We start from the raw sequence: 24,671 nt of genomic DNA, 5'->3' as shown, positions 1-24,671 counted from the left end.
AATGGATATTTTTGGACAATTAGGCATCAACGCTACAGCCGGCATCCAGTTCGTGTTCTTTGCGATTGCTTTGTTATTCTTAACAAAATTTGTTTTCACTCCATATGCTCATGCACTTGAAGAAAGACAAAACAAAACTAAGGGTGGCGAAGATTTGGCTTTGGAATACCAAGCGAAATCAGTTGAGCTTCACTCTGAGTACGAAACAAAAATGCGTGCTCTAAATCTTGAAATCAAAAATATTGTTGATGCTTCTAAATCAGAGGCTAACAAACAGTATGAATCTGTAGTTGCTAAGTCTCGTGCAGAGGCGGACCAACACATCACTTCAAACAGATCAAAAATCACTGCAGCAGTAGAGTCAGCTTCAAAAGAATTGAAAGCTCAAACACAAACTGTTGCTCTTGCAATCACATCCAAATTGTTGGGCAAATAAGAGAGAGAAGAAAATGAAAGTTCTTGTAAACCTTCTTATCATCCTGGCGCCTGCGATCGTTTTCGCCTCTGCGGCTGAACACGGTGGTGGTCATCACGCTGTTGAAATTCCTAAATCAGTAATCTTTCAAGCGATCAACATCGCCATCCTTATCGGTGGTTTGATCTATTTCACGAAAGATTCAATTGTATCTTTTTTTGGTGGCAGAAAAGCAGCCTATCTTGAAGCCGCTCAAAAATCTGCATTCGCACGCGAACAAGCGGAGCGTGAATTTGTAGATATCAAAAACAAACTTGCAAACTTGCAAAGCACTCACCAAGAGCAATTGGCGAAAGCACAGGCTCATGCGAATGATTTGAAAAACCAAATCATCGACGAGGCAGCCCAAGTTTCTAAACGTATCAAAGACGAAGCAGAGTTGACGGCTAAGCTTGAAACTCAACGCGCTCAAAAAGAATTACGCCAACAATTGTTGGCAGATTCAGTTGAGGCGGCACGCATGGTTTTGACAAAAGACATCGGTGCTTCTGACCAACAGAAACTACAAAACGAATTCATCAATCACATCGAGGTTAGTCGATGAAAGTAAACGAAGTATCCAGAAGATATGCGAAAGCTCTTCTTGCTGTAGCTAAGCAAAAAGGCGTTCACACGAAGGTATACGCTGAATTGCAAGCGGCTGCGGATGCATTTGAAAAGGATGCAGCAGTTTCTGCGTTTTTTAAAAATCCCGTAGTATCTGCAACTCAAAAGGTAGCAGCTGTTAAAGGCGCTCTTGAGGGTAAAGGCACTTCTGAAGAAGTAGTGAACACACTGGTATTGATGGCTGAAAAAGGCCGTATCCAACTTGTTTCCGAAGTTGCTATTGCATACCGCGAATACCTTGATATTGAAGAGGGTGTTACTCGCGGAACTGTTCGTTCAGCACAACCATTGTCTGCTGACGCACAAAAAGAACTTGAGTCTAAAGTAAGCAAAACGCTTGGTAAGAAAATCGTTCTTACTTACCAACAGGATCCTAAACTTTTGGGTGGCGCTGTAGCCCAAGTTGGTGGATGGACTTTTGACGACAGCATCGAAACACATCTTAAAAAAATTAATGAAGAATTAAACAGGAGAGCCAACTAAAAATGGAAACACAAATCCGTGCCGACGAGATCAGTCGCGTTCTCAAAGAGCAAATCAATCAATACAACAAAAAGATTGAAGTAAGTGAAACAGGTAGCGTTCTTTCAGTAGGGGACGGCGTTGCTCGTATCTACGGTCTTGAAAACGCAATGGCTGGTGAGCTAGTTGAGTTCCCAGGTGAAGTTTACGGAATGGTATTGAACCTTGAAGAAGGTCACGTTGGTACCGTTTTGTTCGGTGAAGATCGCCAAATCAAAGAAGGCGACACTGTTAAAAGAACTAAAAAAATCGTTTCCGTTCCAGTTGGTGAAGCACTTCTCGGTCGCGTTGTAGACGCCCTAGGTAATGCGATTGACGGTCGTGGCCCTATCAACACGCCTCACTCACGTATCGTTGAAACTAAAGCCCCTGGTATCGTTTACCGTCACCCGGTTGAGGAACCTCTTCAAACTGGTATTAAAGCAATCGACGCCCTTGTACCAATCGGTCGTGGTCAACGTGAATTGATCATCGGTGACCGTCAAACTGGTAAAACGACTATCGCGGTTGACACTATCATCAACCAAAAAGGTCAAAACGTTCAATGCTTCTACGTAGCTATCGGTCAAAAACAATCTACAGTTGCTCTAGTTGTTGAAAAACTTCGCGCAGCTGGTGCTCTTGAGTACACGACTGTTATCGCGGCGAATGCATCTGACCCAGCTCCACTTCAATACCTTGCTGCATACTCTGGTACAGCGATGGCGGAATACTTCCGTGATACTGGCAGACATGCTCTTATCGTATATGATGACTTGACGAAACAAGCTCAAGCTTACCGTCAATTGTCTCTTCTTCTTCGTCGTCCTCCAGGACGTGAAGCTTACCCAGGTGACGTGTTCTATTGCCATAGCCGTCTTCTTGAGCGTGCTTCTAAATTGTCTGCAGATAAAGGCGGCGGTTCTTTGACTGCATTGCCAATCATCGAGACACAAGCGGGCGATATCTCTGCATACATCCCGACAAACGTTATCTCTATCACTGACGGTCAGATCTTCCTTGAGTCAGATCTATTCTATAAAGGTGTGCGTCCAGCCATCTCTGTAGGTAAATCAGTTTCTCGTGTGGGTGGTGCCGCTCAAATTAAAGCGATGAAACAAGTTGCGGGTTCTTTGAAACTTGAACTTGCTCAGTTCCGTTCAATGGAAGCTTTCGCAGCGTTCGCTTCTGACTTGGATAAAGCGTCTCAACAACAGTTGGCACGTGGTCGTCGTTTGATCGAAGTTTTGAAACAACCTCAGTACTCTCCAGTAAAAGTTGAAGAACAAATCATCATGATCTTCGCAGCTGGTAACGCGTTCGTGGATATCTATCCAGAGACAGACGTTAAGAGATACGAAAAAGAGATGATCGAGTTCTTGAAAAACAAGCACGCGGACATCATCAAAACTATCACTGAGAAGAAAGCGATTGCAGACGACACTAAAAAAGCGTTGTTGGCAGCTCTTGAAGAGTTCAAAGCTATCTTCCAACCTTCTAACAAGTAATTTGGTGCTTAAATGGCAAGCTTGAAGGATATCCGGGCTCAGATTGAGTCCACTAAAAACACCCAGCAGATCACGAAAGCCATGAAGCTCGTGTCTGCTGCAAAGTTGAGAAAGGCGCAGAATAACATCGTTAATATGCGTCCTTATGCTCTTACTTTGCGTAAGGTGATTGCGGATATCGCTGTGACTAACAAAGTTACGCACCCGTTGATGGAGAAGAAAGAACAAGTAAAGAATGTTTTGCTTGTTGTTATCACTTCTGATCGCGGCCTTTGCGGCGCTTTCAACAGCAATATCAATAAATTCACTGAGGCTTATTACAACAACAACAAAGCAAATCTTGAGAAGATTGATTTCCTTTTCATCGGTCGTCGTGGTCATGACTACTTCGCCAGAAGAGGCATTAAGCCGGTTGATTACATCACGAAGCTTGATAAAGACATCTCTTATGAATTGGCTTCCAAAGTTGCGAATCGCGTGATGAATGATTACCTCGAAGGTGCATACGATGAAGTTCGTATCATCCATAACGAGTTTCAATCTGCAATCTCTCAAGTTGTTACGGCTGAAACTCTTCTTCCAATTGATCTTGGATTGACGACTTTCAACACAGAAGCTGAGGCTGCATCGAACTTTGCTGTCGACATGATCTTCGAACCAGCTCCAGAGCAAATCATTAAAGAGTTGCTTGAAAAGCATTTCGACCTTCAGGTTTACAGATGTATGTCCGAGTCTGTTGCGGGTGAACATGGTGCTCGTATGAGCGCGATGGAAAACGCGACAAACAACGCGAAAGAGATGATTAACAAACTCACTCTGACGTACAACAAATTGAGACAAGAAAAAATTACTACAGAATTGATCGAAATCGTATCGGGCGCTGAAGCGCTTAAAGGATAGGGAGCTGAATAATGGCATTCGGTAAAGTAAAACAAGTTATGGGTCCCGTAGTGGACGTAGAATTCGAAGGCGGAGAACTTCCTGCAATCAATTCTGCTCTTCGTGTATCAAATAAATTTATCTCTGACGCTGAATACAACCTAGTTCTTGAAGTTGCTCAGCACTTGGGTGACGGCGTTGTAAGAACTATCTCTATGGACCAAACTGAAGGTTTGGTTCGTGGTGAAAAAGTTAAAGCATTGGGCACACAAATCACAGCACCAGTTGGTCGCGAAGCTTTGGGTCGTATCATCAACGTAGTTGGTGAACCAATCGACGAAATGGGCCCTGTAAACGCAAAAGAACAATGGGGTATCCACAGAACTGCTCCTAAATTCGAAGACCAAGCTACATCTGCAGCAATGTTGATGACTGGTATCAAAGTCGTAGACTTGCTAGCACCTTACGCTAAGGGTGGTAAGATCGGTTTGTTCGGTGGTGCGGGCGTGGGTAAAACAGTTCTTATCCAAGAACTTATCCGTAACATCGCTACTGAGCACGGTGGTTTCTCTGTATTCGCCGGCGTGGGTGAGCGTACTCGTGAAGGTAATGACTTGTGGCAAGAGATGAAACAGTCTGGCGTATTGGCTAAGACTTCTCTGGTTTTCGGTCAAATGAATGAGCCGCCAGGAGCACGTGCGCGTGTTGCTTTGACTGGTTTGACTGTAGCTGAGTACTTCCGTGACGTTGAAAACCAAGACGTTCTTTTCTTCGTTGATAACATCTTCCGCTTTACTCAAGCGGGTGCTGAAGTATCTGCGTTGTTGGGTCGTATCCCTTCAGCGGTAGGTTACCAACCAACATTGGCAACTGAGATGGGTACTCTTCAAGAGCGTATCACTTCCACTAAAAAAGGTTCGATCACTTCAGTTCAAGCGGTATACGTACCTGCCGATGACTATACGGATCCAGCTCCAGCGACTACATTTACTCACTTGGATGCGACAACGAATCTTGACCGTGATATCGCAGCTATGGCGATCTTCCCAGCGGTTCACCCATTGACGTCTACATCACGTCTTTTGGATCCAGCTGTTATCGGTGAAGAGCACTACAAATGCGCTCGTGACGTTCAAGCATTGTTGCAACGTAACCGTGAGCTACAAGATATCATCGCGATCCTTGGTATGGACGAGTTGTCTGAAGCAGATAAACTTGTTGTATCTCGTTCTCGTAAAATCCAACGTTTCTTGTCTCAACCGTTCTTCGTTGCTGAGCAGTTCACTGGCTTGCCAGGGAAATATGTTGATATCAAAGATACTGTTCGTGGCTTCCGCGAAATCCTTGATGGTAAACACGATGCTCTTCCAGAACAAGCATTCTACCTTGTTGGTACAATCGAAGACGCAATCGAAAAAGCTAAGAAGTTGCAAGCGTAGTCTGAAAGGACTTCGCTTTCATAAGGCGGCCTGAGAGGGTCGCTTTTAGAAAAGGTGATTTATGTTTAAACTGACAATCGTGACTCCAGAGCGTCGTCTTCTAGTAAACCAAGAGGTTGAAGAAGTAACTGTACCTGGTTTTAAAGGAGAACTTAATATTCTTCCTGGTCACGCGCCTCTAATCACTACACTAGGTGTTGGTGTGATGAAGTGGAGACTTAAGGGTCAAGAAAAGCAAAACCAAGCTGTTATCAGCTGGGGTTATTGCCAAGTATCCCCTGAAGGCGTGAATGTTCTAGCGAACATCGCTGACTTGCCAGAAGAAATCGATCTTGTTGCAACTAAAGAGTACCTTGCTAAGTCTGAAAAACACGTCCTTGACGAAGTTATTACAGATGCTGATTGGACTGAGTTCCAAAAAGAGTGGACTCGCGCAAGAGCGAAAATTGAAGTGGCTGAAAACGTCGCTAAAAAATAAGCAGGCAAAAAATAGTTCTTATCGAAAGATAAAATTAAGAAAGGCTCAAGTTCATACTTGGGCCTTTTGTTTTTTGTAGCATGTGTGCGATACTCCGCCCATGACCCGAGAATTTCGCAAAGATATCCGGGGTAGAGGCGCTAGCAGTAATATTCCGAATCGTTTTGATTCCCTCCATTTCGAAGCCGAGCCGCAGGATTTTGATAATTATCTAGAAGACGAGAAACCTCGTTTGCAGACGCAAGTTCTGAAGGATTCGTCACGCGCTGTTTTGACCAAAAACGACAGTCCAGATATCGGATTCACTTATTCCGTAAATCCTTATCGTGGGTGTGAGCATGGGTGTATCTATTGCTACGCTCGTCCAACGCATGAATATCTGGGAATGTCGGCGGGATTGGACTTTGAATCTAAGATCATGGTGAAGGAAAACGCGCCAGGGCTTCTGGAAGAGGCGCTGATGAAAAAATCATGGCAGCCCCAGGTGATTGTCATGAGTGGAGTGACGGATTGCTACCAACCATTAGAGAGAGAATACAAACTCACTCGAGGATGTTTGGAAGTTTTAAATAGGTTTAAAAATCCCGGAGCGATCATTACCAAGAATCATCTGGTGACACGCGATATAGATATTTTGCAGGAGATGGCAAAGTATCAGGGAGTCGTTGTTACCATTTCAATCACATCACTAGATGCGGACTTGATTGCATCATTGGAACCCCGCACATCAAGACCTGCAGCGCGTTTGCGATCGATTGAAGAATTGGCAAAAGCGGGAATTCCTGTTGGAGTGAATGTTGCTCCGGTGATCTTGGGTTTAACCGATCACGAAGTACCCGCGATATTAAAGGCTGCTGCCGACGCGGGAGCCAGCTCGGCGGGTTATACAATGTTGCGATTGCCCCATGCGGTTGCTCCGTTGTTTGAAGAGTGGTTGGATGTGCATCGTCCTTTGCGTAAGAGCAAGGTGATTGAGGCCGTAAAGAATGTTCGAGATGGCAAAATGTATAACTCTGATTTTGCCAATCGTATGACGGGCACAGGCCCGCGAGCTGAACAGTTGGCTCAGGTGTTTGAAGTATACAGCCGCAAATACAATCTGAATCGTAAAGATTGGAGATTATCAGCGGAACATTTTCAAAGGCCTCCGACGCCAGAGGAAATTGCAGCAAAAGCGCAACTTAGTTTTAATTTGGATTAGTTTATATAAGAGAGACCATGGCAAAAAAGAACTTACGCAAAATTCAAATTGATCTGCGCCAGTTTGCCTTGCCATGTCCTCGGGTGGGCAGTATCGAAGCTCATTCCGGATACGGACAAACCCCTCGCCTGGGACAAGAGATTCATCAGAACATTCAAAGAAAAAGAATTCGCGAGATTCCCGGTTACGAAGCCGAGAAGAAACTTTCTATCGAATTTGAGCGCGATCAGTACTTGTTTGTTATCTCCGGACGCGCGGACGGTGTAATTGAGGGCTCAAGCTTTCAAGTTGAAGAAATCAAGTCTGCGTTCGATGTTGAGTCATTGGAACACAAGCTTACGATGGATGATAATCATCCCTATGTGTGGCAACTGCGCACATACGGCTACATTTTGTATAAGCAAACGGGTGAAATTCCAGAGCTTAAAATGCTTTTAGTCTCATCGCGAAACTTTAAACAGTCCGAGATCTATTTTGAATTGGACATCGAAGATTACGAATCATGGTTGGCGCTGCGCTTGGCGGAACTCACTGAAGAGACCAAGATCCGCGAAAAGCTATTTAAAAAGCGCGTGGCCGCTGCAGAGGATCTGAAGTTTCCGTTTACTTCACCACGCCCTGGCCAGACAGAGCTGATTGAAAATATTCAGTTGGGATTCATCGAGGAAAAATCGATGGTTATTCAGGCTCCGACAGGCTTGGGTAAGACAATAGGTGTTTTGTATCCTTCCCTAAAGGACTCTTTAGCGCGTGGACAAAAGGTGATCTATGTAACACCAAAGAATTCCCAGCATCAGGTTGCCGAAGAAGCGGTTGAAAAACTGCAGGACCAGGGAGCATCGATCAGACCGCTGACGATCACCGCGAAAAGTAAGATGTGCTTTAAGGCTGAACCTTTGTGTAATCCACAGTATTGTGAATTTGCTAAGGACTATTACAAAAAACTGGCAGAAAACGATCTGGTTAACAAAGTTACGAAGCTTCGTTCGTTAAGCCAGGCAAAACTACAGGAATTGGGTGAGCAGTACCAAGTGTGCCCTTTTGAATTGTCTTTAGAGGCGATTGAAAGAGCAGACGTGGTCATCGCTGACTATAACTATGTTTTTTCAACACGAAGCCTATTAGGACGCTTAGAGCTGCCTTTAATGGAGCCTACCCAAAAAGCAAATCTGGTGATCGATGAAGCTCATAACTTGCCGGCGCGGGCTCAAGATTATTTTTCGCCGGCGATTTCAACGCGGGATTTGCAGAACATCATTCCGTCACTAGGAAAAATCAACATTCGCTTTCAAAAGCGGGCACAGATGCTTTGCGAAGAAGCGATTGAACTGATTGAAACCTACCGTGGTGAATCTCGGACAGTGGTTATTGATTTTGATCCTGTCTTTGAACTTGAATCCAGAATGCGTGAGTTCTTGGGCGAATATCTGGAAGCCGACATCGAGATTCAAACGCAAGACGGAGTTTTGCGTCTGGCAAATATGTGGAGTGACTTTGCACAAGCACTCGAACTCCAGGGCCCGGAATTTTTTCAGACGTACCAAAAGAATCGCCTCTATGGTGAAATCAACGAGACCCTGAAGGTGACTTGTTGTGATGCCTCAAGGCACCTAAATGAAATTTACAAATCATTTAAAAATGTTGTCGCATTCTCTGCGACGCTAAAGCCGTTTACTTATTCCATGAAGCTTTTAGGTTTTGATGAAATCACGACTAAATGTCTCGAATTCGTTTCTCCATTCCCGAAAGAGCATCGCAAGATTCTACTAATTCCGCAAATCTCGACGAAGTTTAAAGATCGCCCGATGAACGCGCCAAAGATTGCGCAAGCCATGGAAAAGATAATGGCGGTAAAGCCCGGGAACTATATTGCACTCTTCCCGAGCTTCGAGTTTATGAAAGATGTCGAAGGACATCTCCGAGACGGTTCCTATCAAAGATTAGTTCAACAAAGAGAAATGAAAGCTGCGCGGGTGGATGATTTCCTGTCTTTTATGAAGAGTGCGGATAAGCCCACATTGCTTATGGCAGTTCAGGGCGGAATCTTTTCAGAAGGTGTGGATTTCCCCGGTGATATGCTGATTGGTGCTTTCGTTGTTGGGCCGGCACTGCCTAATTTTGACTTTGAGCGCGAACAAATTCGCCAGTATTACGAGCGTTCCTATGATAAGGGGCAGGCGTTTAATTACACGTATGTCTATCCCGCCATGGCGAAGACAATTCAATCCGCGGGCCGCGTAATTCGCTCTGAAAATGACAAGGGAATTATCGTCTTGATGGATTCCAGATTTTTAGAGACAACGTACTCGGAAACCATGCCCCAGGGCTGGTTTGAGCAGGGCGCCCAGGAATTAGTCTCTGGAAAAATCATTTCTGATGTGACGGATTTCTGGAAGAGCCTTGAATTTTCTGAGGGTAAAGTCGAAGCGTGAAGTTAACTGAATTGCCACTGTTCTTTTTTGATCTGCAGACCACGGGAGCAAAACCCGAAAGTGGTGCTGCTATATTAGAAGTGGCGTGGACCTCTGCCGATGGCAGCACGGAAGCCAGTCTGATTAAACTTCCGAATGACGAAAAAATTCCTTATCGCATTCAAATGATCACAGGGATTTTCAATGACGATATGGAAGGGGCAATTCCTGCAGACGCTGTGTTTTCTGCCTTAGAAGAAAAGTTTGCAAATCATCATTGTGTTATTCATTTTGCCCAGTTTGAAAAGCCATTCTTAACCCATCAATACGCACAATTCGGCAAAGAGTTTCCTTTTGAAATTATTTGCACTCATGAAATCGCAAAAAGACTTTTCCCTAATTTACCGACTCGGGGAATTAAGGGGTTGGCTGGATACTTCGGCTATCCCACCCAAGATTTAAAAAGAGCTGCACAACAAACAGCTGCTACTCAAGCGATTTGGACAAGCTTGGTGGCGGAGCTTTTAAAGATTGATATCGAGACATGGGAACAGCTGCAAGAGTGGCTAAAAGTTACGCCTAAAGTAAAAAAGACCAAATACGAATACCCATTGAATAAAGATAAACGTCTGACCTTGCCAGATCAACCGGGTGTTTATCGCATGATCAGCAAATGGGATGAGATCTTGTATGTCGGTAAGGCGACTTCTCTTAAAGATCGTGTAAATAGTTACTTCCGTGGTCAGAAAAATCGCGATTCGCGCAAACTAGAAATGCTGACGCAGGTTTATGATCTGCGCGTGACGGTATGCGGAAGCCCGCTGGAAGCAGCTTTACTTGAAACCGATGAAATCAAAAAATGGGATCCCAGATATAATATTTCGCTGAAGGCGGGCCATCGCAATGTGGTGTTTTTTAATCGCGAGATGACTGAGATCGATTTCGAGCAAAACGAAGAATTCAACATCGGCCCTTTTTCAAGCAGCCTTGTATTTGATTCTATTCGTAATCTTCGAGAATGCCTGGTGAATGGTAAGTTTCATGACAATGTATTTTATGAACCAATCGATGCAGCCTTGGTCGAAGAAGGTTTTAAATTGTTTTGCGAGCGCAATTCGTTTGATCCAGAGATCTTCAAGTCAGTTCGAAGTATGTTGGCTTTGGGTCTGTGGTGGAATCGCCAATACGACTTGCTGGATGATGAAGAAGAGCATGAAAACGAAGCAACTGAAACGACTGATCAAGAATTATCCGCAGACGAAGTTGACGAGTTGATTGAACTTACAGCGGTTGATATTGCTGATAAGATTGAAAGACATATCATGCGCGCGGGACGCACCTATGCTCGCGCAAAAGCCCTTACCAAAATTTTGAACGCTGACATTTCTTATATGCCAGCGACATCTGAACAGGAAATCCCGTACCAAGTAAAGGTGCGCGGAGGATATATTGTCCCAGAAGCAAAACCCGACCGCATTCCAAAGATTTCACTTTGGAATGGGCTTAACATTGATACCTATGACCGAATGAGTGTTCTTTTGATGGAACTTGGCAAGATACGCACCCAAGAAGGTGAAGTCGAAATTCACTATCGTTAGTGATTCCAGGCAAAATTTTCAGATTCGGAACTTAGAATTTCTAGAAAATGTTCTGCAACCTTTTTTCCCGAATCTTTATGATTGAAGTAAAGTTGGATTAACTTGCGATACCCATGTTCTTTGGGAACCAATCCAGGTGAACCTAAGTTAACCACAACAGCGCTCTTCTTAATCTCAACGGGAAGCATCTGTAATAGACGTGCGGTTTTGGGACCTGTCACCGCCATCAATACAATGTTGCACCGGGAGGATTTGTTAACCGTCGTGACGTCAGAAACTTTCGAAGTTCCAAAAAGCTGTTTGGTAATCACTGTTTCTTGAGATGCTGATTTAAAGCTATCTAAAAACTCTTTTGATGGCGAATACGCGCAGACTTTACCGGCTGCAGCTGCTGGAGTGCGCGTATTGGCGCGGGCTTCCGGCAGAGTTTTAGTCAGCAAGTTAGTTTTAATATTTTCAGTTAAAACTTTATCCTCAAGCTCCACATAGTCTTGCGAGCTTAGTGTTCCTCCGGCCATTAATGATGGGAGATTTGGATCGCGACGATAAATATTTGCGAAGGCTTTTGTGACCAGAATTCGGTGAAGCTTTTGATTTAAAGAATCGATCGGGAATCTGCCATCTTCCACAGCCAACTTAACAGTCTTCATGGCGCGTTCTTGATCGGGAACAGACCAAGTCATCATCACAATGTCGGCCCCAGCCAACAGGGCCTTGAGGGCGGCAAGATCGGTGCGCAATACTTCTTTAGAACCTTTCATTTGCAAATCATCTGTGACGACTAGGCCCTTGTATTTCAAATCATTTCGCAAAAGTTCTGTGGATATCTTTGAGGAAAAACTTGCAGGCACACGTTTTGGATCAAGTGCTGGATAGATCGAATGCGATAACATCACCGCGACGTTCGTACCTAGTGACGAGTAGCCCTCAAAAGGCACAAGGTCTTTCTTTTTTAGATCATTTTCAGAGGCGGCATTATTCACAACAGTACTGTGGGGATCTGCCTTGATGTTGCCCGTGCCTGGAAAATGTTTTGCGGTTGGAATAACTTTAGAGCGCAACAATCCTTTGGCGTAGGCTGTACCAATTTCTTTCACTAGGTTCGGATCAGAACCAAAAGACCGGACACCGATAAAGCTTGTGCTGTAGGGATCTGCGATATCCAGCACCGGCGCAAGGTTCATGTTAAATCCCACCTCGCGCAGGAATAGTCCCGTTTGATAACCCATCTCTTCAGAAAGTTCAGACGATTGGGTTTGGCCAATTGCTAAGGCATTCGGGGGACTTGGTTGAATGGGCAACCGGGAAACGGCTCCGCCTTCTTGATCAATTGCTATAAGGGGCGGAAGTTTTGTCGATTGGTAAGAAATTTTGTAAAGGTCTTCGTTTAATTTCTTAACCTGTTCAAGAGAAACGATATTTCTTTTAAATAGCAGGAAGGCGCCGGGTTTATAATCGGTAATGAATTTTTCCAGGTCTCTATTGGTCTTAGTGTAGGGAAAACCTACGATAAACAATTGTCCTACTTTTTCCTGAAGACTCATTTGGGAAATTTTAAGATCGATGATTTCATCAAGGCTTTTACTGGGGGCTGCATTGCCTTGAGCTAGAACAAGGGCGGGAAATGCAAAAAACAAAAGAGTATTACTCAAAATTCTGAAGATTTCCCTGATATACTTACTCATAGGTCTTAGAATATCATTCGCCTCGAGTGGGAATAGACAAGATTTGAGTTACAGCATGAAATTGCACCTTAGTCCTATAATCCAAATCAAAGCACTGGTGTCGCTGGTGTTAGTACTCATGACTTCGTTTGCATCGGCCGCAACACCCGAAGAAGAGGGTCTTGTTGAGGTCTATAGTCCTGATTCACTAGTGGAACTTCACGTACGCCAGGACAACCTTGCGGACTATAAATCCCGTCGCGAAACCCATGGCATTTATTTCGGTCTGGAATACGAAAACTATGTTCCCAGCAGCTTTGTTTCCTTAAACGATGGGAAAACTTATCAGGAGCTTTTCAATGGCGAAGCGATCCCGATTTTCAATCTATCGTTGGATTATAAATACAACTTTGCATTGGGATCTTTAGCTTTAGGTGTTTCTGCAGGTATGGGCAGCATCGAAGACGACAGAAGCGGAGACAAACGTACTTTGGAAATCACGAAGTACATGGGAACTTTGAAGTTCACGCTGGATAATCTTTTGAAGGAGCCATATGTGGCTCCTTACGTAGGCATGTCGATGTATCAGATGGGTCTTACAGATAAATCGACGACAAACTCGGTCAGTGAAAGTCCGCCGATGGGTTATGCATATACATTTGGTTTGTTGTTGCAGTTGGATTGGATGGACTATGATGCCGCAAAAAATGCGACCTTTAACTATGGTCTTGAAAATACGTTCATCGATGTCTTTATGACTCAATACCTGGCTTCCGGCGGCGACGAAGACGCCAATATGGAATCCGATCCGATTTGGGGCGTTGGCCTGCGCATGGAATTCTAAATCAGACTTAAAAGTCTTTCCATTTCCTCGTGAACTGCTGACCACGAGATATTTGCCATTTTAATATTCAGGCGATTGTCGGGAGTAATTGAATACTTTTTCGCTTCCCTCATCGCCAACTGAATCACACGTGTTGGATCTAACTTGGTTTTTTCTGTGAACACCAAAGAAATCGAAGTAACGCCAGCGCTGATATCGCGAACCCCAAGCTCTTTACACTGACGACGAATAAGCATCAAACCCATCAGATTCAAGGTTTGATCAGGGATCGGTCCGAATTGATCGCGCAATTCTTCTTCAATTCTATCCAGATCCTCGTTCGAAGTAATTTCCGCAAGTGCTTTATAGTATCCCAAACGGATACGAATATCTTTAATGTAGGCATCAGGAATCAAAGCTGGGATCTTAAGATTGATTTCAGGATCAAGCTCCATGTCTTCAACTTTTTCGCCCTTAGCTTCTGCCAAGGCTTCATTCAAAAGATCCATGTATAGTTCATAACCGACGGAGTTTACGTGGCCGGATTGTTCTTCGCCCAGAATATTGCCGGAACCGCGAAGTTCTAAATCATACTGGGCGATCTTAATACCACTGCCCAGAGCGGTGTTTTCCTGAATGATCTTTAAGCGCTCTTGCTGTTCTTTATCGAGCTTACGATTTCGCGGCATCATTAAATAGCAATAGGCGCGGGTTTTCGAACGACCCACGCGACCGCGTAATTGATAAAGCTGAGATAAACCAAACATGTGAGCAGAATCAATGAACATTGTATTCGCGCGTGGTACATCCATTCCGGATTCCACGATTGCCGTACAAATTAGAACGTCAATTTCGTGATGGAAGAAAGAAAGCATCGCTTTTTCAAGCTCGTGCTCTTCCATCTGACCGTGGGCGACTTTTATACGTGCCTCGGGGACAATGCTTCTGATTTCGTCAGCCAACCCATAGATGGATTCGATACGATTGTGAATAAAGTAAACCTGGCCACCGCGAGAAATCTCTGCGGTAATTGCCTTGCGAATAGTTTCTTCATCAAACTTGGTGACAAAAGTACGAGTCGGCAGACGATCCACTGGTGCGGTGTTGATAAGGCTTAGATCACGAATCCCAACCAGTGCCATATTTAAAGTTCGTGGAATCGGTGTTGCCGACAAAGTGAGAGTATCGACGCTGGTTTTTATTTTTTTGATTTTCTCTTTGTGAGTAACGCCGAACTTTTGCTCTTCATCGATAATTAAAAGCCCCAGGTCCTTAAAGCCAATGGAGCTTCCCAGAAGCTTGTGAGTTCCCACAATGATATCGACTTTACCGTCTTTAATATCTTGAATTGTTTTTTTAGTTTCTGCCGGCGTCACGAATCTATTCAGAACGCGAATATCAACAGGCCAACCTTCAAAGCGTTTTTTAAATGTTTCAAAGTGCTGAAAAGTTAGAACGGTTGTCGGCGCAAGAATCGCGACCTGGCGACGAGCCTGCACAGCAAAGAAAGCCGCGCGCATTGCGACTTCTGTTTTACCAAATCCAACATCGCCGCAGACCAAGCGGTCCATAGGTTTCGTGGATTTTAAGTCGCTCAGGATATCGTTGATGGCACGCAACTGATCATTGGTTTCTTCGTAAGGAAAACCATTTTCGAAAAGTTGAATTTCGTTTTCTTTGAAATCAAACGGTGGGCGGTGCATCTCGGCGCGCTTCGCATAAAGAGCCAACAAATCGGCGGCAATATCGCGAACATGGGATTTAACTTTGGCTTTGGTTTTTTCCCAGGCAGTTCCGCCCAGCTTATCTAAAACAGTGGTGGCGCCAGCTCCGGAGAATTTTTGCAATTGTCCCACGCGGTAAACAGGCAGATAAAGTTTATCTTTATCTTTAAAGCCGACTTGAATGAATTCAGATTCCACTCCACCAATTGCCATGATCTTAAGACCTTCATAGATCCCAACACCGTGTTTAACGTGAACAACCAGATCACCCGGTTTTAAATCACCAAAAGCCAGGCGCTTAGCCTGCTTTTGGAAGTCTTGAGCAGCCGTGGATTCACGACTGCGCATTTTCTTGCCGTAAAAATCTTCATCGCGCAAAAAGATCACGCGCTCTTCATCAAGTCTTAAGCTGTCAGATAAATAGCGGCTTACGATGTGAACAAGGTGCTTATCTGCATCTTGTTCTTGCAGCCACGTATCCCATTTATACTCGTCTTGCCCACCACGTACGGCTTTCAGCTCCAGTTTTTCAAATATCAATGACAGACGATCAATGTGGGATTGATTCTTGGTGCTGACGAAAATGCGGTAGCCGTCATCTCGCCACTTATGAAGCTTGTTCGTCGCGGCCTGGAGCCACAATTCAGAACCAACGGGATTTGAATTGGAAAGATTTGAAAAATCCTGAGTCAAAGATGTGCGATACTCAACATGAGCTTCGGCGGCGTTGTCGGCATCCAAGTACTCAAGAGTTGAGAAATAAATCTGACGGCTGTTTTCGGGATAGGTGATAGTTTCAAAATTTTGAAACAGCAAATCCATTTCAGGCCGAATCACGTGGCTTGAGCTTGTCGCATAGTCTGCTTTAAGTTCGGCCATGTTTTCATCGGCGCTGCGGGAGATTTCAACCGGATCTAAGAACCAGACATTTACCGGACCGGGAAAGTGATCCACAGGATTTGCGGGCTCTCCATAAAAATACGGAAGTAAAAACTCAATCCCCGGGAAAGAGTTTTTCAAAACAAGTGAGCGCAGCATTTCATCGGCTTCAGCTTTTTCAACCGGTCGATCATCGATATTCGCGCGCACTCTTTGTAAAAGTCTTTCGTGGGTTTCATCGCGGAACAAAATTTCACGGGCCGGTGTCAGAACGAAAGATTTGATTTCATCTGAACTGCGCTGATCATCGATGCTAAAGTGGCGAAGAGTTCCAACCTGATCACCGAACAAATCCAAACGCACAGGTGTGTCTTCACTTGGTGGAAAGATATCAACGATACCTCCACGCAAAGCATACTGACCCTTGTCTTCAACCATGGGTGCGGAAACATATCCCAAAGAATTCAAATAATCGGCGATGTCTTCTGGCAACTCATCGCCAACTGACAAATTTCGCGAGTTTTCCTTAAGAATTTTGACCGGAATAGTTTTCTGAGTCAGCGCGTCAGGAGATGCGATGAAGATTTCTCCAGCCTTTGCTGCTTGAGCCTTAGCCAGAAAGCGCACGCGATCCGCTGCAGATCTGGTGTTCGGATAAAGACCGGAGTACGCGGAAACGTCGAATGCTGGAAGAATTGTGCTCTGACGAAGCGGGTCAAAGAACTGCAAGAGTTGCTGTAATTTCAGCGCTTCTGCCTGACTGCCAACCACAACCAGGTGCGGCAAGCCGTTGATTTTTTTAGAGTAAGTCTGAGACAAAAAGAAAGCGAGCGCGAGCGGAGAAGAAGCTCCGGTCACTTGGATTTTTCCGCGGGTTGTTTCGAAGGCGCGATCAAGTATCGATTCGAGCCTTGTATGAGTCATTTCGGCTTTCATTTTGTGCGCTCATGTTGCCATGGTTATCGCCTTGTTTCCATTCATATTTCTTGGATTTCAGGGGCACCACATATATAACTAATTGAAATCCAAATAATAACGACAACTTTGGAGGGTTTGTGGCACTCGGTGGAATCATTTTCATCGTCATTTTTATTGCGCTATTTGGCAGTTTTCTGGTCTGGCTTTCAATTAAGACAGGTGGAAAAGTCCATTATCATCCGGTTAAGTACGAGCCCTACGAGTGTGGTCTCCCTTCGCTAGATAAAAAAGATACGAAAGTTTCTGTGAAGTTTTATCTCACAGCAATTCTCTTCATTCTTTTCGATATTGAAATCATCTTCATGTACCCGTGGGCGACATCATTCCGTGATTTCATCGCTTCAGGCCAGGGTGCATTTGTATTTGGATCTATGATCTTCTTCTTGGCCGTTTTCATTTTCGGTTTGTTCTGGGAAGTTAAATCAAAAGCATTGGAATGGGATTAATCAATGGGAATGGGTAAAGATTCATTCGAAATTATCGTCAACGGGCTTAAGCTCGTTGTTATCTTTTTGATGATGGTGCAACTCGTGCCGATCCTTGTTTGGGTTGAGCGTCGTGGTTCTGCTTTCATTCAAAATCGTCTTGGTCCGAATCGTGTTGGTCCTTTGGGATTGATGCAATTGTTGGCCGATGCCGTGAAGTTCTTAACGAAAGAAGCTTTCGTTCCTTCAACTGCAAAACCATTGTTGTACTATGCGGCTCCGGTATTCGCGTTGATTCCGGGCGCGGTGGCGTTCTCGGCAATTCCAATGTCGACTCCAATTTCCGTTGGGACATTCGAATTGTTCGGTCAAACTTGGGGACCATACACTTTCTTGGTTCAAGGTTATGACATCGGTGTTGGCATCGTGTTCATCTTGGGTGTTTCTTCTCTGGCTGCTTACACGATGTTGATGGCAGGTTGGGGTTCAGGAAATAAGTACTCTTTGATGGGTGCTCTTCGTGCTTCCGCACAAACGATTTCTTACGAATTGGCTTTGGGCCTTTCCATCGTTGGTGTGATCATGATGTACGGAACTTTCCACTTGGGCGATATGACTTTGGCGCAACAAGGTCCATTGCACTTCCAATTCATGGGTCACACGATCACATCTCAGTATCTTCCAAACTGGGGTATTTTCTTCCAACCTTTGGGCGCGCTTTTGTTCTTCACAGCGACGTTCGCAGAATCCAACCGTTTGCCCTTCGACTTGGCAGAGGGCGAGTCTGAATTGGTTGCCGGATTCCATACAGAGTACGGCGGCTTTAAATTCAACATGTTCTTTATCGGCGAGTACGGTCACATGATGATCGCTTCTGGTTTGATGGCGATCTTCTTCTTCGGTGGTTACGGGATTCCGTATGTAACTGTTGAGCAGGTTCGCGAATGGGCAATGACTGTGACTTCGAATGCTAACTGGGCTTCGGCTTTGGTGGCGTTGATTCACTTCCTTGTTTTCAACGTAAAATTCTTCCTATTCTTGTGGGCATTTATCTGGGTTCGTTGGACTTTGCCACGTTTCCGTTACGACCAATTGATGGATCTTGGTTGGAAAACTATGCTTCCTTGGGCATTGGCTAACACCATCATCACGGCTTTCGTGATTTACGCGGCATCATTGTAAGGAGCTAAAAGTGACAGCAGACGCTTTTCTATTTTGGTTTTTAGCGATCGCATTGTTGGGCTCAGGCCTGATGGTGATCCTATTGAAGAATCCTATTTATTCCGCACTAAGCCTGGCGATGACAATGGTCACGATGTCAGCTTTGTTTGTGACTCTGAATGCCTACTTTATTGCGGGTGTTCAGCTGATCGTTTATGCCGGCGCCGTGATGGTTTTGTTCACGATGGTTATCATGCTTTTCGACTTGAAGCAGGATGTGTCAGCGTTCACGCGTGGCAAGTTCTCGGGCATTTTGAAAATCATGTCCGTGGGCTTGTTGTTGGGAATGATCGTTGCCTCTATCTATAAAACAGTTGAGCAATTGGTATTCAAAACCACAGACAATCCTGTGACTGTTGGAACGGGCATGGAAACGACTAAGCAACTTGGTCAAATCCTATTCTCTAAATATATCTTTGGCTTTGAGGCTCTTGGCGTTCTTCTTTTGGTGATCGCGGTGGGCGCAGTAGCACTTTCTCGCAGTAAAGGTGGAACTCATGAACATTGATTTCATTAACAACATTGGACTGACTCATTACCTTGTCCTGGCATCGATTGTCTTTGTTATGGGTATGGCAGGAGTTCTTCTTCGTCGCAACGTGATCGTACTTTTGATGTCCATCGAGCTTATGTTGAACTCAGTAAATTTGACGTTCATCGCATTCTCTAAATACATGGGCCATCTTGAGGGTCACATCATGGTGTTCTTTGTAATGACAATCGCAGCCGCTGAAGCAGCTGTGGGTCTTGCTTTGGCAGTATCGATCTTTAAACGCTTTAACGAAGTGAACATTCGCTTCTTTGAGCACTTGAAAGGATAGGCCGAATGAATCATTCAGTTTTAATGGCCATTGTTATCCTAAGTCCGTTGGTTGGTTTTCTGATCAATGGTTTCCGTTATAAAAAACATTCTGCAAACGTTGCAGGTGTTATTGCAACTCTGGCAGTGGCAATTTCTTTTATCAGCGCGGTTCTTTTGGTGACAGACCTTGTAGGTATGGCAGCAGAATCCCGTCGTATTGCTGTGACATTCTTTGAGTGGATGGCGATTGATAAATTTAAAGTAAACGCGGGTTTCGTAGTCGATCAAATCAGCGCGATCATGGTTCTGGTGATCACGGGCGTTGGTACTTTGATCCACTTGTTCTCTATCGGGTACATGCACCACGATAAAGGTGCTGCAAAATACTTCGCTTACTTGAATCTGTTCATCTTTAACATGTTGTTGCTAGTTCTTGGTGACAGCTTGCTAGTGATGTTTGTTGGTTGGGAAGGTGTGGGTCTTTGCTCCTACTTGCTAATCGGTTTCTGGTTCACGGATGCAGAAAAAGCAGCTGCAGGGATGAAAGCCTTCATCACGAATCGTGTTGGTGACGCCGCTTTCTTGCTGGGTATGTTTGTTTTGTTCATGACTTTCGGTACTTTGAACTTCCACGAACTAAATGCATTGGCTCCAACAACTGTTGAGGCTTCGTGGATGGGCGCCGTGACTTTGGGAACTTTGTTCCTGTTCATCGGGGCGACCGGTAAGTCTGCACAGATTCCATTGTATGTTTGGCTTCCAGACGCGATGGCCGGCCCAACACCAGTTTCCGCATTGATCCATGCGGCGACGATGGTTACTGCCGGTGTTTATATGATCGTTCGTTTGAATCCTTTGTTCATCGTAGCTCCAAACACAATGATGGTGATTGCAGTTATCGGTGCGGCAACGGCGGTTCTAGCGGCGACGATTGGTATGACCCAATGGGATATCAAGAAAGTTTTGGCTTACTCAACAGTGTCTCAGCTGGGTTACATGTTCCTAGCTTGCGGTGTAGGTGCTTTCGGAGCAGCGATGTTCCACTTGATGACTCACGCATTCTTTAAAGCCCTTATGTTCTTGGGTTCTGGTTCTGTGATCCATGCGATGCACGAGGAACAAGACATACGGAAAATGGGTGGCCTTAAGAAATACCTTCCAATCACTCACGTAACGTTCTTCTTGGGTTGGTTGGCAATTATCGGTATGCCTCCATTTGCGGGTTTCTTCTCTAAAGACGAAATCTTGGCTTATTCATTCTTCTCTCCAATGGGTTCTCCGATCTTGTGGGCCGCGGGTGCTTTGGGTGCGACTTTGACAGCATTCTATATGACTCGTTTGATGGCCCTTACGTTCTGGGGTAAATCACGTGTTCCTTCTCACGTTCATCCCCATGAATCTCCAGCATTGATGACGATTCCTTTGATCGTTCTTGCGGTGTTGTCAGTGATTGGTGGTTGGATCGGTATCCCTCACGTGATCGGCGAACATTTGGGTCATATTCCAAATGTTTGGGAACACTGGTTGGATCCAATGATCACTAAGATTCCGAACTTGGGTCACTTCGATGCATCTACTGAGTGGGTGTTGATGGGTTGCTCGGTTGGTTTGGCAGTAATCTCGGCTTCAGTTGCTTATCAGTTCTATGTGAAGTCTCCAGAGACTCCTAAGAAAATAGCTGAAAGCATCAAGCCTGTTTACAACTTGGTATATAACAAATATTTCGTGGACGAAGCGTACTTCGGCGGAATCATTAATCCTTTGGTAAACCTGGGTAAAAATATGTGGTACTACGTTGATGTTAACTTCATCGACAAGTGCACATACTGGGCAGGGGATTTGGTTCGCGGAATGGGCTCTTTGGGTCGTTCGCTTCAAACCGGAAATATGCAGCAATACGCGATGTACATCGGTCTCGGTGTCGTTGTTGTCCTTTCATATGTGATCCTGGGGTAAGCTATGATCCTAAGTACAATTGTTTTTCTACCTCTTTTGTTTGCTTTGATCGTCGCAGTTTGGCCGAATGCTAAAACTCTTCGCCCTTTGGCGATGGGTTTTGCGGTGATCGAATTCATCGTTTCGTTGGCGTTGTTCCAACAGTTCGACCCAAATACCGCGAACCTGCAAATGGTTGAGCGTTATATGTGGATTGAACGTTTTGGTATCAGCTACTTCTTCGGGATCGACGGTATCTCGTTGTGGTTGGTTCTTTTAACGACGTTCTTAACTCCGATTATTGTTTTGGCAAGCTGGACATCAGTGACTGAAAGAATCAAAGGCTTCCACGTTTGCTTGTTCATCTTGCAAACGGCAATGCTGGGTACTTTCTTGGCGATGGATGCGATCTTCTTCTACATCTTCTGGGAGCTTGCTTTGATCCCGATGTATTTCATGATCGGTATCTGGGGTGGATCTCGCAGAATCTATGCAACAGTTAAGCTCTTCATCTATACATTCGCCGGCTCTGTCATGATGCTGGTTGCGATGATCTATATGATGTACCTGACCCAAGAGACGACTGGTCAAATGAGTGCAAGTTTGTTGGATTTCTATAAATTGAAAATCCCGTTCATCGGTGGAACTTTCTTTAGCCTTCAAACGCTTTTGTTCTTTGCATTCGCCCTGGCATTTGCGATCAAAGTTCCGGTTTTCCCTTTGCATACTTGGTTGCCAGATGCCCACGTTGAAGCACCGACTCCTGGTTCAGTAATTCTTGCCGGCGTTATGCTTAAGATGGGTACTTACGGTTTCATGCGCTGGGTGATTCCTTTATTCCCAGAGGCTTCTGAATACTGGTCTTGGTTGTTCATGCTTATCGGTACAGTGGGAATTATCTATGGCGCCCTGGTAGCGATGGTTCAGCCGGACGTGAAAAAACTTGTGGCGTACTCTTCGGTTTCGCACATGGGTTACATCTTGTTGGGTCTGTTTGCATTTAACTCATACGGTATGAACGGTGGTTTGTACCAAATGTTGAACCACGGTATCTCAACGGGTGCACTGTTCATCTTGATCGGTATGATCTACGAAAGAACTCACTCTCGTGAAATCACTAAATACGGTGGTTTGGCAGGGGTTCTTCCGTTGTTCACGATCTTCTTCTTTATCATCACGCTTTCTTCGATTGCGGTTCCGATGACAAATGGTTTCGTGGGCGAGTTTTTCATCTTGATGGGTACATTCCAAGCTCAACCAGTGTTTGCATACTTTGCAGTAACGGGTGTGGTTCTGGGTGCAGTGTACATGTTGTGGATGTTTAAACGCGTATTCTTCGGTGAACAAGGTGAGTTGGTTAAAGACGAACATCATCCACTTCACGACTTGAATGCACGTGAGATCGCGGTTCTTGTTCCTCTGGTGCTCATGGTTTTCTGGATGGGTCTGTTCCCGAATAACTTCTTGAACTACTCAAAAGCCAGCGTGGATCACTTGGTACACAACAAAAACAGCTATAATCTGACAATTAATCAACCTGGTGCGCCTGCAGCTACGGCAGCAACTGCAACGACGACAGCTCCGGTAACAGAGCAAACGACAGCGGCAGCACAAGGAGATAAATAATGAATATGAATATTGGTCTTAGTGACATTCTTCTTGTTTCACCAATGATCGCCTTGTTCCTTGCGAGCTTGGTGCCGATCACAGCGAAAGTTCTTCGCGGCAATCGCGAACAAAACCCGATCATCACTCTTTGCCAGGCCTTGGGCGGCATCGTGGTGGCTGTCGGTCTTTTGGTGGTCTTCGGTGGTGCTGGCAAAACAGCATTCAACAACGGTTTGATCTTTGACGGAGTGACTCAGTGGATGGGCGTGATTGCGCTTCTGTCTGCGGGTGCTGCGATGATCATGATGTACGAAAATCCAGCGACTAAGGGTAGACAGTTCTCTGAACTCATCTTCCTGGCAATGTCTTCTGCGGTTGGTATGTTGATTCTGGTTTCCGCGGTAGATCTTTTGATGGTTTTCATCGGTCTGGAAATGATGTCTTTGGCATTGTACTTGATGATCGCGATGAGCCACGAAGAAAAGCTTTCTAAAGAAGCCGCTCTTAAATACTTCATCCTGGGTTCATTTGCTTCGGCGTTGTTCCTTTACGGTGTGGCATTTATTTTTGGTACAACTGGAAACACGAACATCCTTTCCTTCATGGAAAATGCAGCGGACTTGATTCAAACAAGCCGTCTGTTCTTGTTCGGTATGGTGTTTGTGGTTTTGGGCTTCTGCTTCAAAGTTTCAATCGCACCATTCCATGCTTGGACTCCTGACGTATACCAAGGTGCACCTACTCCGCACACAGCTTTCATGGCGACTGCGGTTAAGACGGTCTCTTTCGCAGCTTTCTTGCGTGTGATTGCGACTCGTTCATTGGTTGGTTCAGAGCACTTGTTTGATATGCTTCAATGGTTGGCTGTAATCACTATGATCGTGGGTAACACGGCAGCTATCTTGCAAAATAACTTGAAACGTATGCTTGCGTACTCTTCGATCGCACACTCTGGTTATATCTTGGTGGGTGTGATTACGGCGGGTGTAAGTGACGATGCAGCTTTCGGTGCTTCTGGCGTGATCTTCTATTTGCTAAGCTATGGCTTGATGACTTTGGGTGCGTTTGCAATTGCAAGCATGCTTGAAAAATCAGAAAACCATATCGTAGACGTTGATGATCTTGCTGGTTTGGCAAAACAAAGACCTATGATCGCCCTTTGCCTGACGGTGTTCTTGCTTTCATTGACAGGTATTCCGCCAACTTTAGGTTTCTTTGGTAAGTTCTATCTTTTCAATGCAGCTATCGGTGAAGGCCTTATGTGGTTGGCAATTTGGGGTATGATTAGCTCCGTAATTTCCGTTTACTACTACTTGCGCCCAATCGTAGTTATGTACATGAAAGAAGGCCAAGCTGACGTTGCAGAACATTCTTTGAATGCAACAACAGTAACCGTGGTTGTGATGGCAATCGCAATCTTGTTCCTGGGCTTCGTATCAGGACCTCTATTTACAGCGGTTGAAAAAAGCCTCCTTTAATTCTGTTTTAAATTGAGAATAAAAAAGGCCGCGAATAG

At 44.9% G+C, this 24,671-nt stretch carries 20 protein-coding genes; 18 read left to right on the top strand and 2 right to left on the bottom strand.

The features are described from left to right. Position 1 precedes the first annotated feature (1 nt). The 10 genes from HW988_RS18995 (at position 2) to HW988_RS18950 (ending at position 11,096) form a co-directional block, all read left to right on the top strand. Positions 2 to 436 (top strand): ATP synthase F0 subunit B, encoded by a 435-nt coding sequence (locus tag HW988_RS18995; RefSeq protein ID WP_181605673.1) that lies wholly within the window; start codon positions 2 to 4, stop codon positions 434 to 436. 13 nt (positions 437 to 449) lie between these two features. Continuing rightward, positions 450 to 1,019, top strand: a complete 570-nt coding sequence (locus HW988_RS18990) for an ATP synthase F0 subunit B (RefSeq protein WP_142702022.1) — start codon at positions 450 to 452, stop codon at positions 1,017 to 1,019. Beyond that, on the top strand, positions 1,016 to 1,564 hold the full coding sequence (gene atpH, locus HW988_RS18985) for an ATP synthase F1 subunit delta (RefSeq protein WP_142702021.1): 549 nt from the start codon (positions 1,016 to 1,018) through the stop codon (positions 1,562 to 1,564). The genes HW988_RS18990 and atpH overlap by 4 nt, the downstream gene beginning before the upstream one ends. A gap of 2 nt (positions 1,565 to 1,566) precedes the next feature. Further along, positions 1,567 to 3,090 (top strand): F0F1 ATP synthase subunit alpha, encoded by a 1,524-nt coding sequence (atpA, locus tag HW988_RS18980; protein ID WP_142702020.1) that lies wholly within the window; start codon positions 1,567 to 1,569, stop codon positions 3,088 to 3,090. A 12-nt stretch (positions 3,091 to 3,102) separates the two neighbouring features. Continuing rightward, positions 3,103 to 3,990: an ATP synthase F1 subunit gamma gene (gene atpG / locus HW988_RS18975; protein ID WP_181605672.1), complete on the top strand. Its 888-nt coding sequence runs from the start codon at positions 3,103 to 3,105 to the stop codon at positions 3,988 to 3,990. 11 nt (positions 3,991 to 4,001) lie between these two features. Further along, positions 4,002 to 5,408, top strand: coding sequence for a F0F1 ATP synthase subunit beta (atpD, locus tag HW988_RS18970; RefSeq protein ID WP_142702018.1), 1,407 nt, complete (start codon positions 4,002 to 4,004; stop codon positions 5,406 to 5,408). Between the two features lie 61 nt (positions 5,409 to 5,469). Then, positions 5,470 to 5,886, top strand: coding sequence for an ATP synthase F1 subunit epsilon (gene atpC, locus HW988_RS18965; protein WP_142702017.1), 417 nt, complete (start codon positions 5,470 to 5,472; stop codon positions 5,884 to 5,886). Positions 5,887 to 5,986: 100 nt separating this feature from the next. Continuing rightward, positions 5,987 to 7,087, top strand: a complete 1,101-nt coding sequence (locus HW988_RS18960; RefSeq protein ID WP_181605671.1) for a PA0069 family radical SAM protein — start codon at positions 5,987 to 5,989, stop codon at positions 7,085 to 7,087. Between the two features lie 17 nt (positions 7,088 to 7,104). Continuing rightward, positions 7,105 to 9,519, top strand: a complete 2,415-nt coding sequence (locus tag HW988_RS18955) for an ATP-dependent DNA helicase (protein WP_181605670.1) — start codon at positions 7,105 to 7,107, stop codon at positions 9,517 to 9,519. Continuing rightward, a complete protein-coding gene (locus HW988_RS18950) occupies positions 9,516 to 11,096 on the top strand; it encodes an exonuclease domain-containing protein (RefSeq protein WP_181605669.1) in 1,581 nt (526 codons plus the stop codon). The genes HW988_RS18955 and HW988_RS18950 overlap by 4 nt, the downstream gene beginning before the upstream one ends. Here the strand turns inward: HW988_RS18950 and HW988_RS18945 are convergent. After that, complete coding sequence (locus HW988_RS18945) at positions 11,093 to 12,748, bottom strand: glycoside hydrolase family 3 protein (RefSeq protein ID WP_255490124.1); 1,656 nt, start codon at positions 12,746 to 12,748, stop codon at positions 11,093 to 11,095. The two genes, HW988_RS18950 and HW988_RS18945, sit on opposite strands and share 4 nt — an antisense overlap. A gap of 88 nt (positions 12,749 to 12,836) precedes the next feature. On the opposite strand from HW988_RS18945, the gene HW988_RS18940 reads away from it, so the two are divergent. Continuing rightward, positions 12,837 to 13,604: a hypothetical protein gene (locus HW988_RS18940; protein WP_181605667.1), complete on the top strand. Its 768-nt coding sequence runs from the start codon at positions 12,837 to 12,839 to the stop codon at positions 13,602 to 13,604. On the opposite strand, the gene mfd is transcribed toward HW988_RS18940, so the two are convergent. Continuing rightward, on the bottom strand, positions 13,601 to 17,122 hold the full coding sequence (gene mfd / locus HW988_RS18935; RefSeq protein WP_181605666.1) for a transcription-repair coupling factor: 3,522 nt from the start codon (positions 17,120 to 17,122) through the stop codon (positions 13,601 to 13,603). The genes HW988_RS18940 and mfd overlap by 4 nt on opposite strands. Before the next feature lie 119 nt (positions 17,123 to 17,241). Here mfd and HW988_RS18930 point away from each other — a divergent pair, with 119 nt between their 5' ends. From HW988_RS18930 to HW988_RS18900, 7 genes are read left to right on the top strand one after another with little or no spacing between them, the layout of a single operon-like run. Further along, positions 17,242 to 17,610 carry an NADH-quinone oxidoreductase subunit A gene (locus HW988_RS18930; RefSeq protein WP_088615994.1) on the top strand — a complete coding sequence of 123 codons (369 nt, stop codon included), beginning with the start codon at positions 17,242 to 17,244 and terminating at the stop codon, positions 17,608 to 17,610. A 3-nt stretch (positions 17,611 to 17,613) separates the two neighbouring features. Beyond that, positions 17,614 to 18,771 (top strand): complex I subunit 1 family protein, encoded by a 1,158-nt coding sequence (locus tag HW988_RS18925; RefSeq protein WP_181605665.1) that lies wholly within the window; start codon positions 17,614 to 17,616, stop codon positions 18,769 to 18,771. 10 nt (positions 18,772 to 18,781) lie between these two features. After that, positions 18,782 to 19,318, top strand: a complete 537-nt coding sequence (locus HW988_RS18920) for an NADH-quinone oxidoreductase subunit J (protein ID WP_181605664.1) — start codon at positions 18,782 to 18,784, stop codon at positions 19,316 to 19,318. Next, positions 19,308 to 19,631, top strand: coding sequence for an NADH-quinone oxidoreductase subunit NuoK (gene nuoK, locus HW988_RS18915; protein WP_142702008.1), 324 nt, complete (start codon positions 19,308 to 19,310; stop codon positions 19,629 to 19,631). The genes HW988_RS18920 and nuoK overlap by 11 nt, the downstream gene beginning before the upstream one ends. 5 nt (positions 19,632 to 19,636) lie before the next feature. Next, a complete protein-coding gene (gene nuoL, locus HW988_RS18910) occupies positions 19,637 to 21,568 on the top strand; it encodes an NADH-quinone oxidoreductase subunit L (protein ID WP_181605663.1) in 1,932 nt (643 codons plus the stop codon). A 3-nt stretch (positions 21,569 to 21,571) separates the two neighbouring features. Next, positions 21,572 to 23,173, top strand: a complete 1,602-nt coding sequence (locus tag HW988_RS18905; protein ID WP_181605662.1) for a NuoM family protein — start codon at positions 21,572 to 21,574, stop codon at positions 23,171 to 23,173. Then, the gene (locus HW988_RS18900; protein ID WP_181605661.1) at positions 23,173 to 24,633 is read left to right on the top strand and encodes an NADH-quinone oxidoreductase subunit N; all 1,461 of its coding nucleotides are present in this window, start codon (positions 23,173 to 23,175) and stop codon (positions 24,631 to 24,633) included. The genes HW988_RS18905 and HW988_RS18900 overlap by 1 nt, the downstream gene beginning before the upstream one ends. Positions 24,634 to 24,671 lie beyond the last annotated feature (38 nt).

Source organism: Bdellovibrio sp. KM01, from assembly GCF_013752535.1.
Classification (GTDB): Bacteria; Bdellovibrionota; Bdellovibrionia; order Bdellovibrionales; family Bdellovibrionaceae; genus Bdellovibrio.
Note: the sequence above shows the minus strand (reverse complement) of the source record. Positions and strands in the feature narration are given on the sequence as shown.

Bases quoted from the DNA above. Each gene is read 5' to 3' on its own strand.
- HW988_RS18995 (WP_181605673.1), top strand. From the start codon at position 2: ATGGATATTTTTGGACAATTAGGCATCAACGCTACAGCCGGCATCCAG.
- HW988_RS18990 (WP_142702022.1), top strand. From the start codon at position 450: ATGAAAGTTCTTGTAAACCTTCTTATCATCCTGGCGCCTGCGATCGTT.
- atpH (WP_142702021.1), top strand. From the start codon at position 1,016: ATGAAAGTAAACGAAGTATCCAGAAGATATGCGAAAGCTCTTCTTGCT.
- atpA (WP_142702020.1), top strand. From the start codon at position 1,567: ATGGAAACACAAATCCGTGCCGACGAGATCAGTCGCGTTCTCAAAGAG.
- atpG (WP_181605672.1), top strand. From the start codon at position 3,103: ATGGCAAGCTTGAAGGATATCCGGGCTCAGATTGAGTCCACTAAAAAC.
- atpD (WP_142702018.1), top strand. From the start codon at position 4,002: ATGGCATTCGGTAAAGTAAAACAAGTTATGGGTCCCGTAGTGGACGTA.
- atpC (WP_142702017.1), top strand. From the start codon at position 5,470: ATGTTTAAACTGACAATCGTGACTCCAGAGCGTCGTCTTCTAGTAAAC.
- HW988_RS18960 (WP_181605671.1), top strand. From the start codon at position 5,987: ATGACCCGAGAATTTCGCAAAGATATCCGGGGTAGAGGCGCTAGCAGT.
- HW988_RS18955 (WP_181605670.1), top strand. From the start codon at position 7,105: ATGGCAAAAAAGAACTTACGCAAAATTCAAATTGATCTGCGCCAGTTT.
- HW988_RS18940 (WP_181605667.1), top strand. From the start codon at position 12,837: ATGAAATTGCACCTTAGTCCTATAATCCAAATCAAAGCACTGGTGTCG.
- mfd (WP_181605666.1), bottom strand. From the start codon at position 17,122: ATGAAAGCCGAAATGACTCATACAAGGCTCGAATCGATACTTGATCGC.
- HW988_RS18925 (WP_181605665.1), top strand. From the start codon at position 17,614: ATGGGAATGGGTAAAGATTCATTCGAAATTATCGTCAACGGGCTTAAG.
- nuoK (WP_142702008.1), top strand. From the start codon at position 19,308: ATGAACATTGATTTCATTAACAACATTGGACTGACTCATTACCTTGTC.
- nuoL (WP_181605663.1), top strand. From the start codon at position 19,637: ATGAATCATTCAGTTTTAATGGCCATTGTTATCCTAAGTCCGTTGGTT.
- HW988_RS18905 (WP_181605662.1), top strand. From the start codon at position 21,572: ATGATCCTAAGTACAATTGTTTTTCTACCTCTTTTGTTTGCTTTGATC.
- HW988_RS18900 (WP_181605661.1), top strand. From the start codon at position 23,173: ATGAATATGAATATTGGTCTTAGTGACATTCTTCTTGTTTCACCAATG.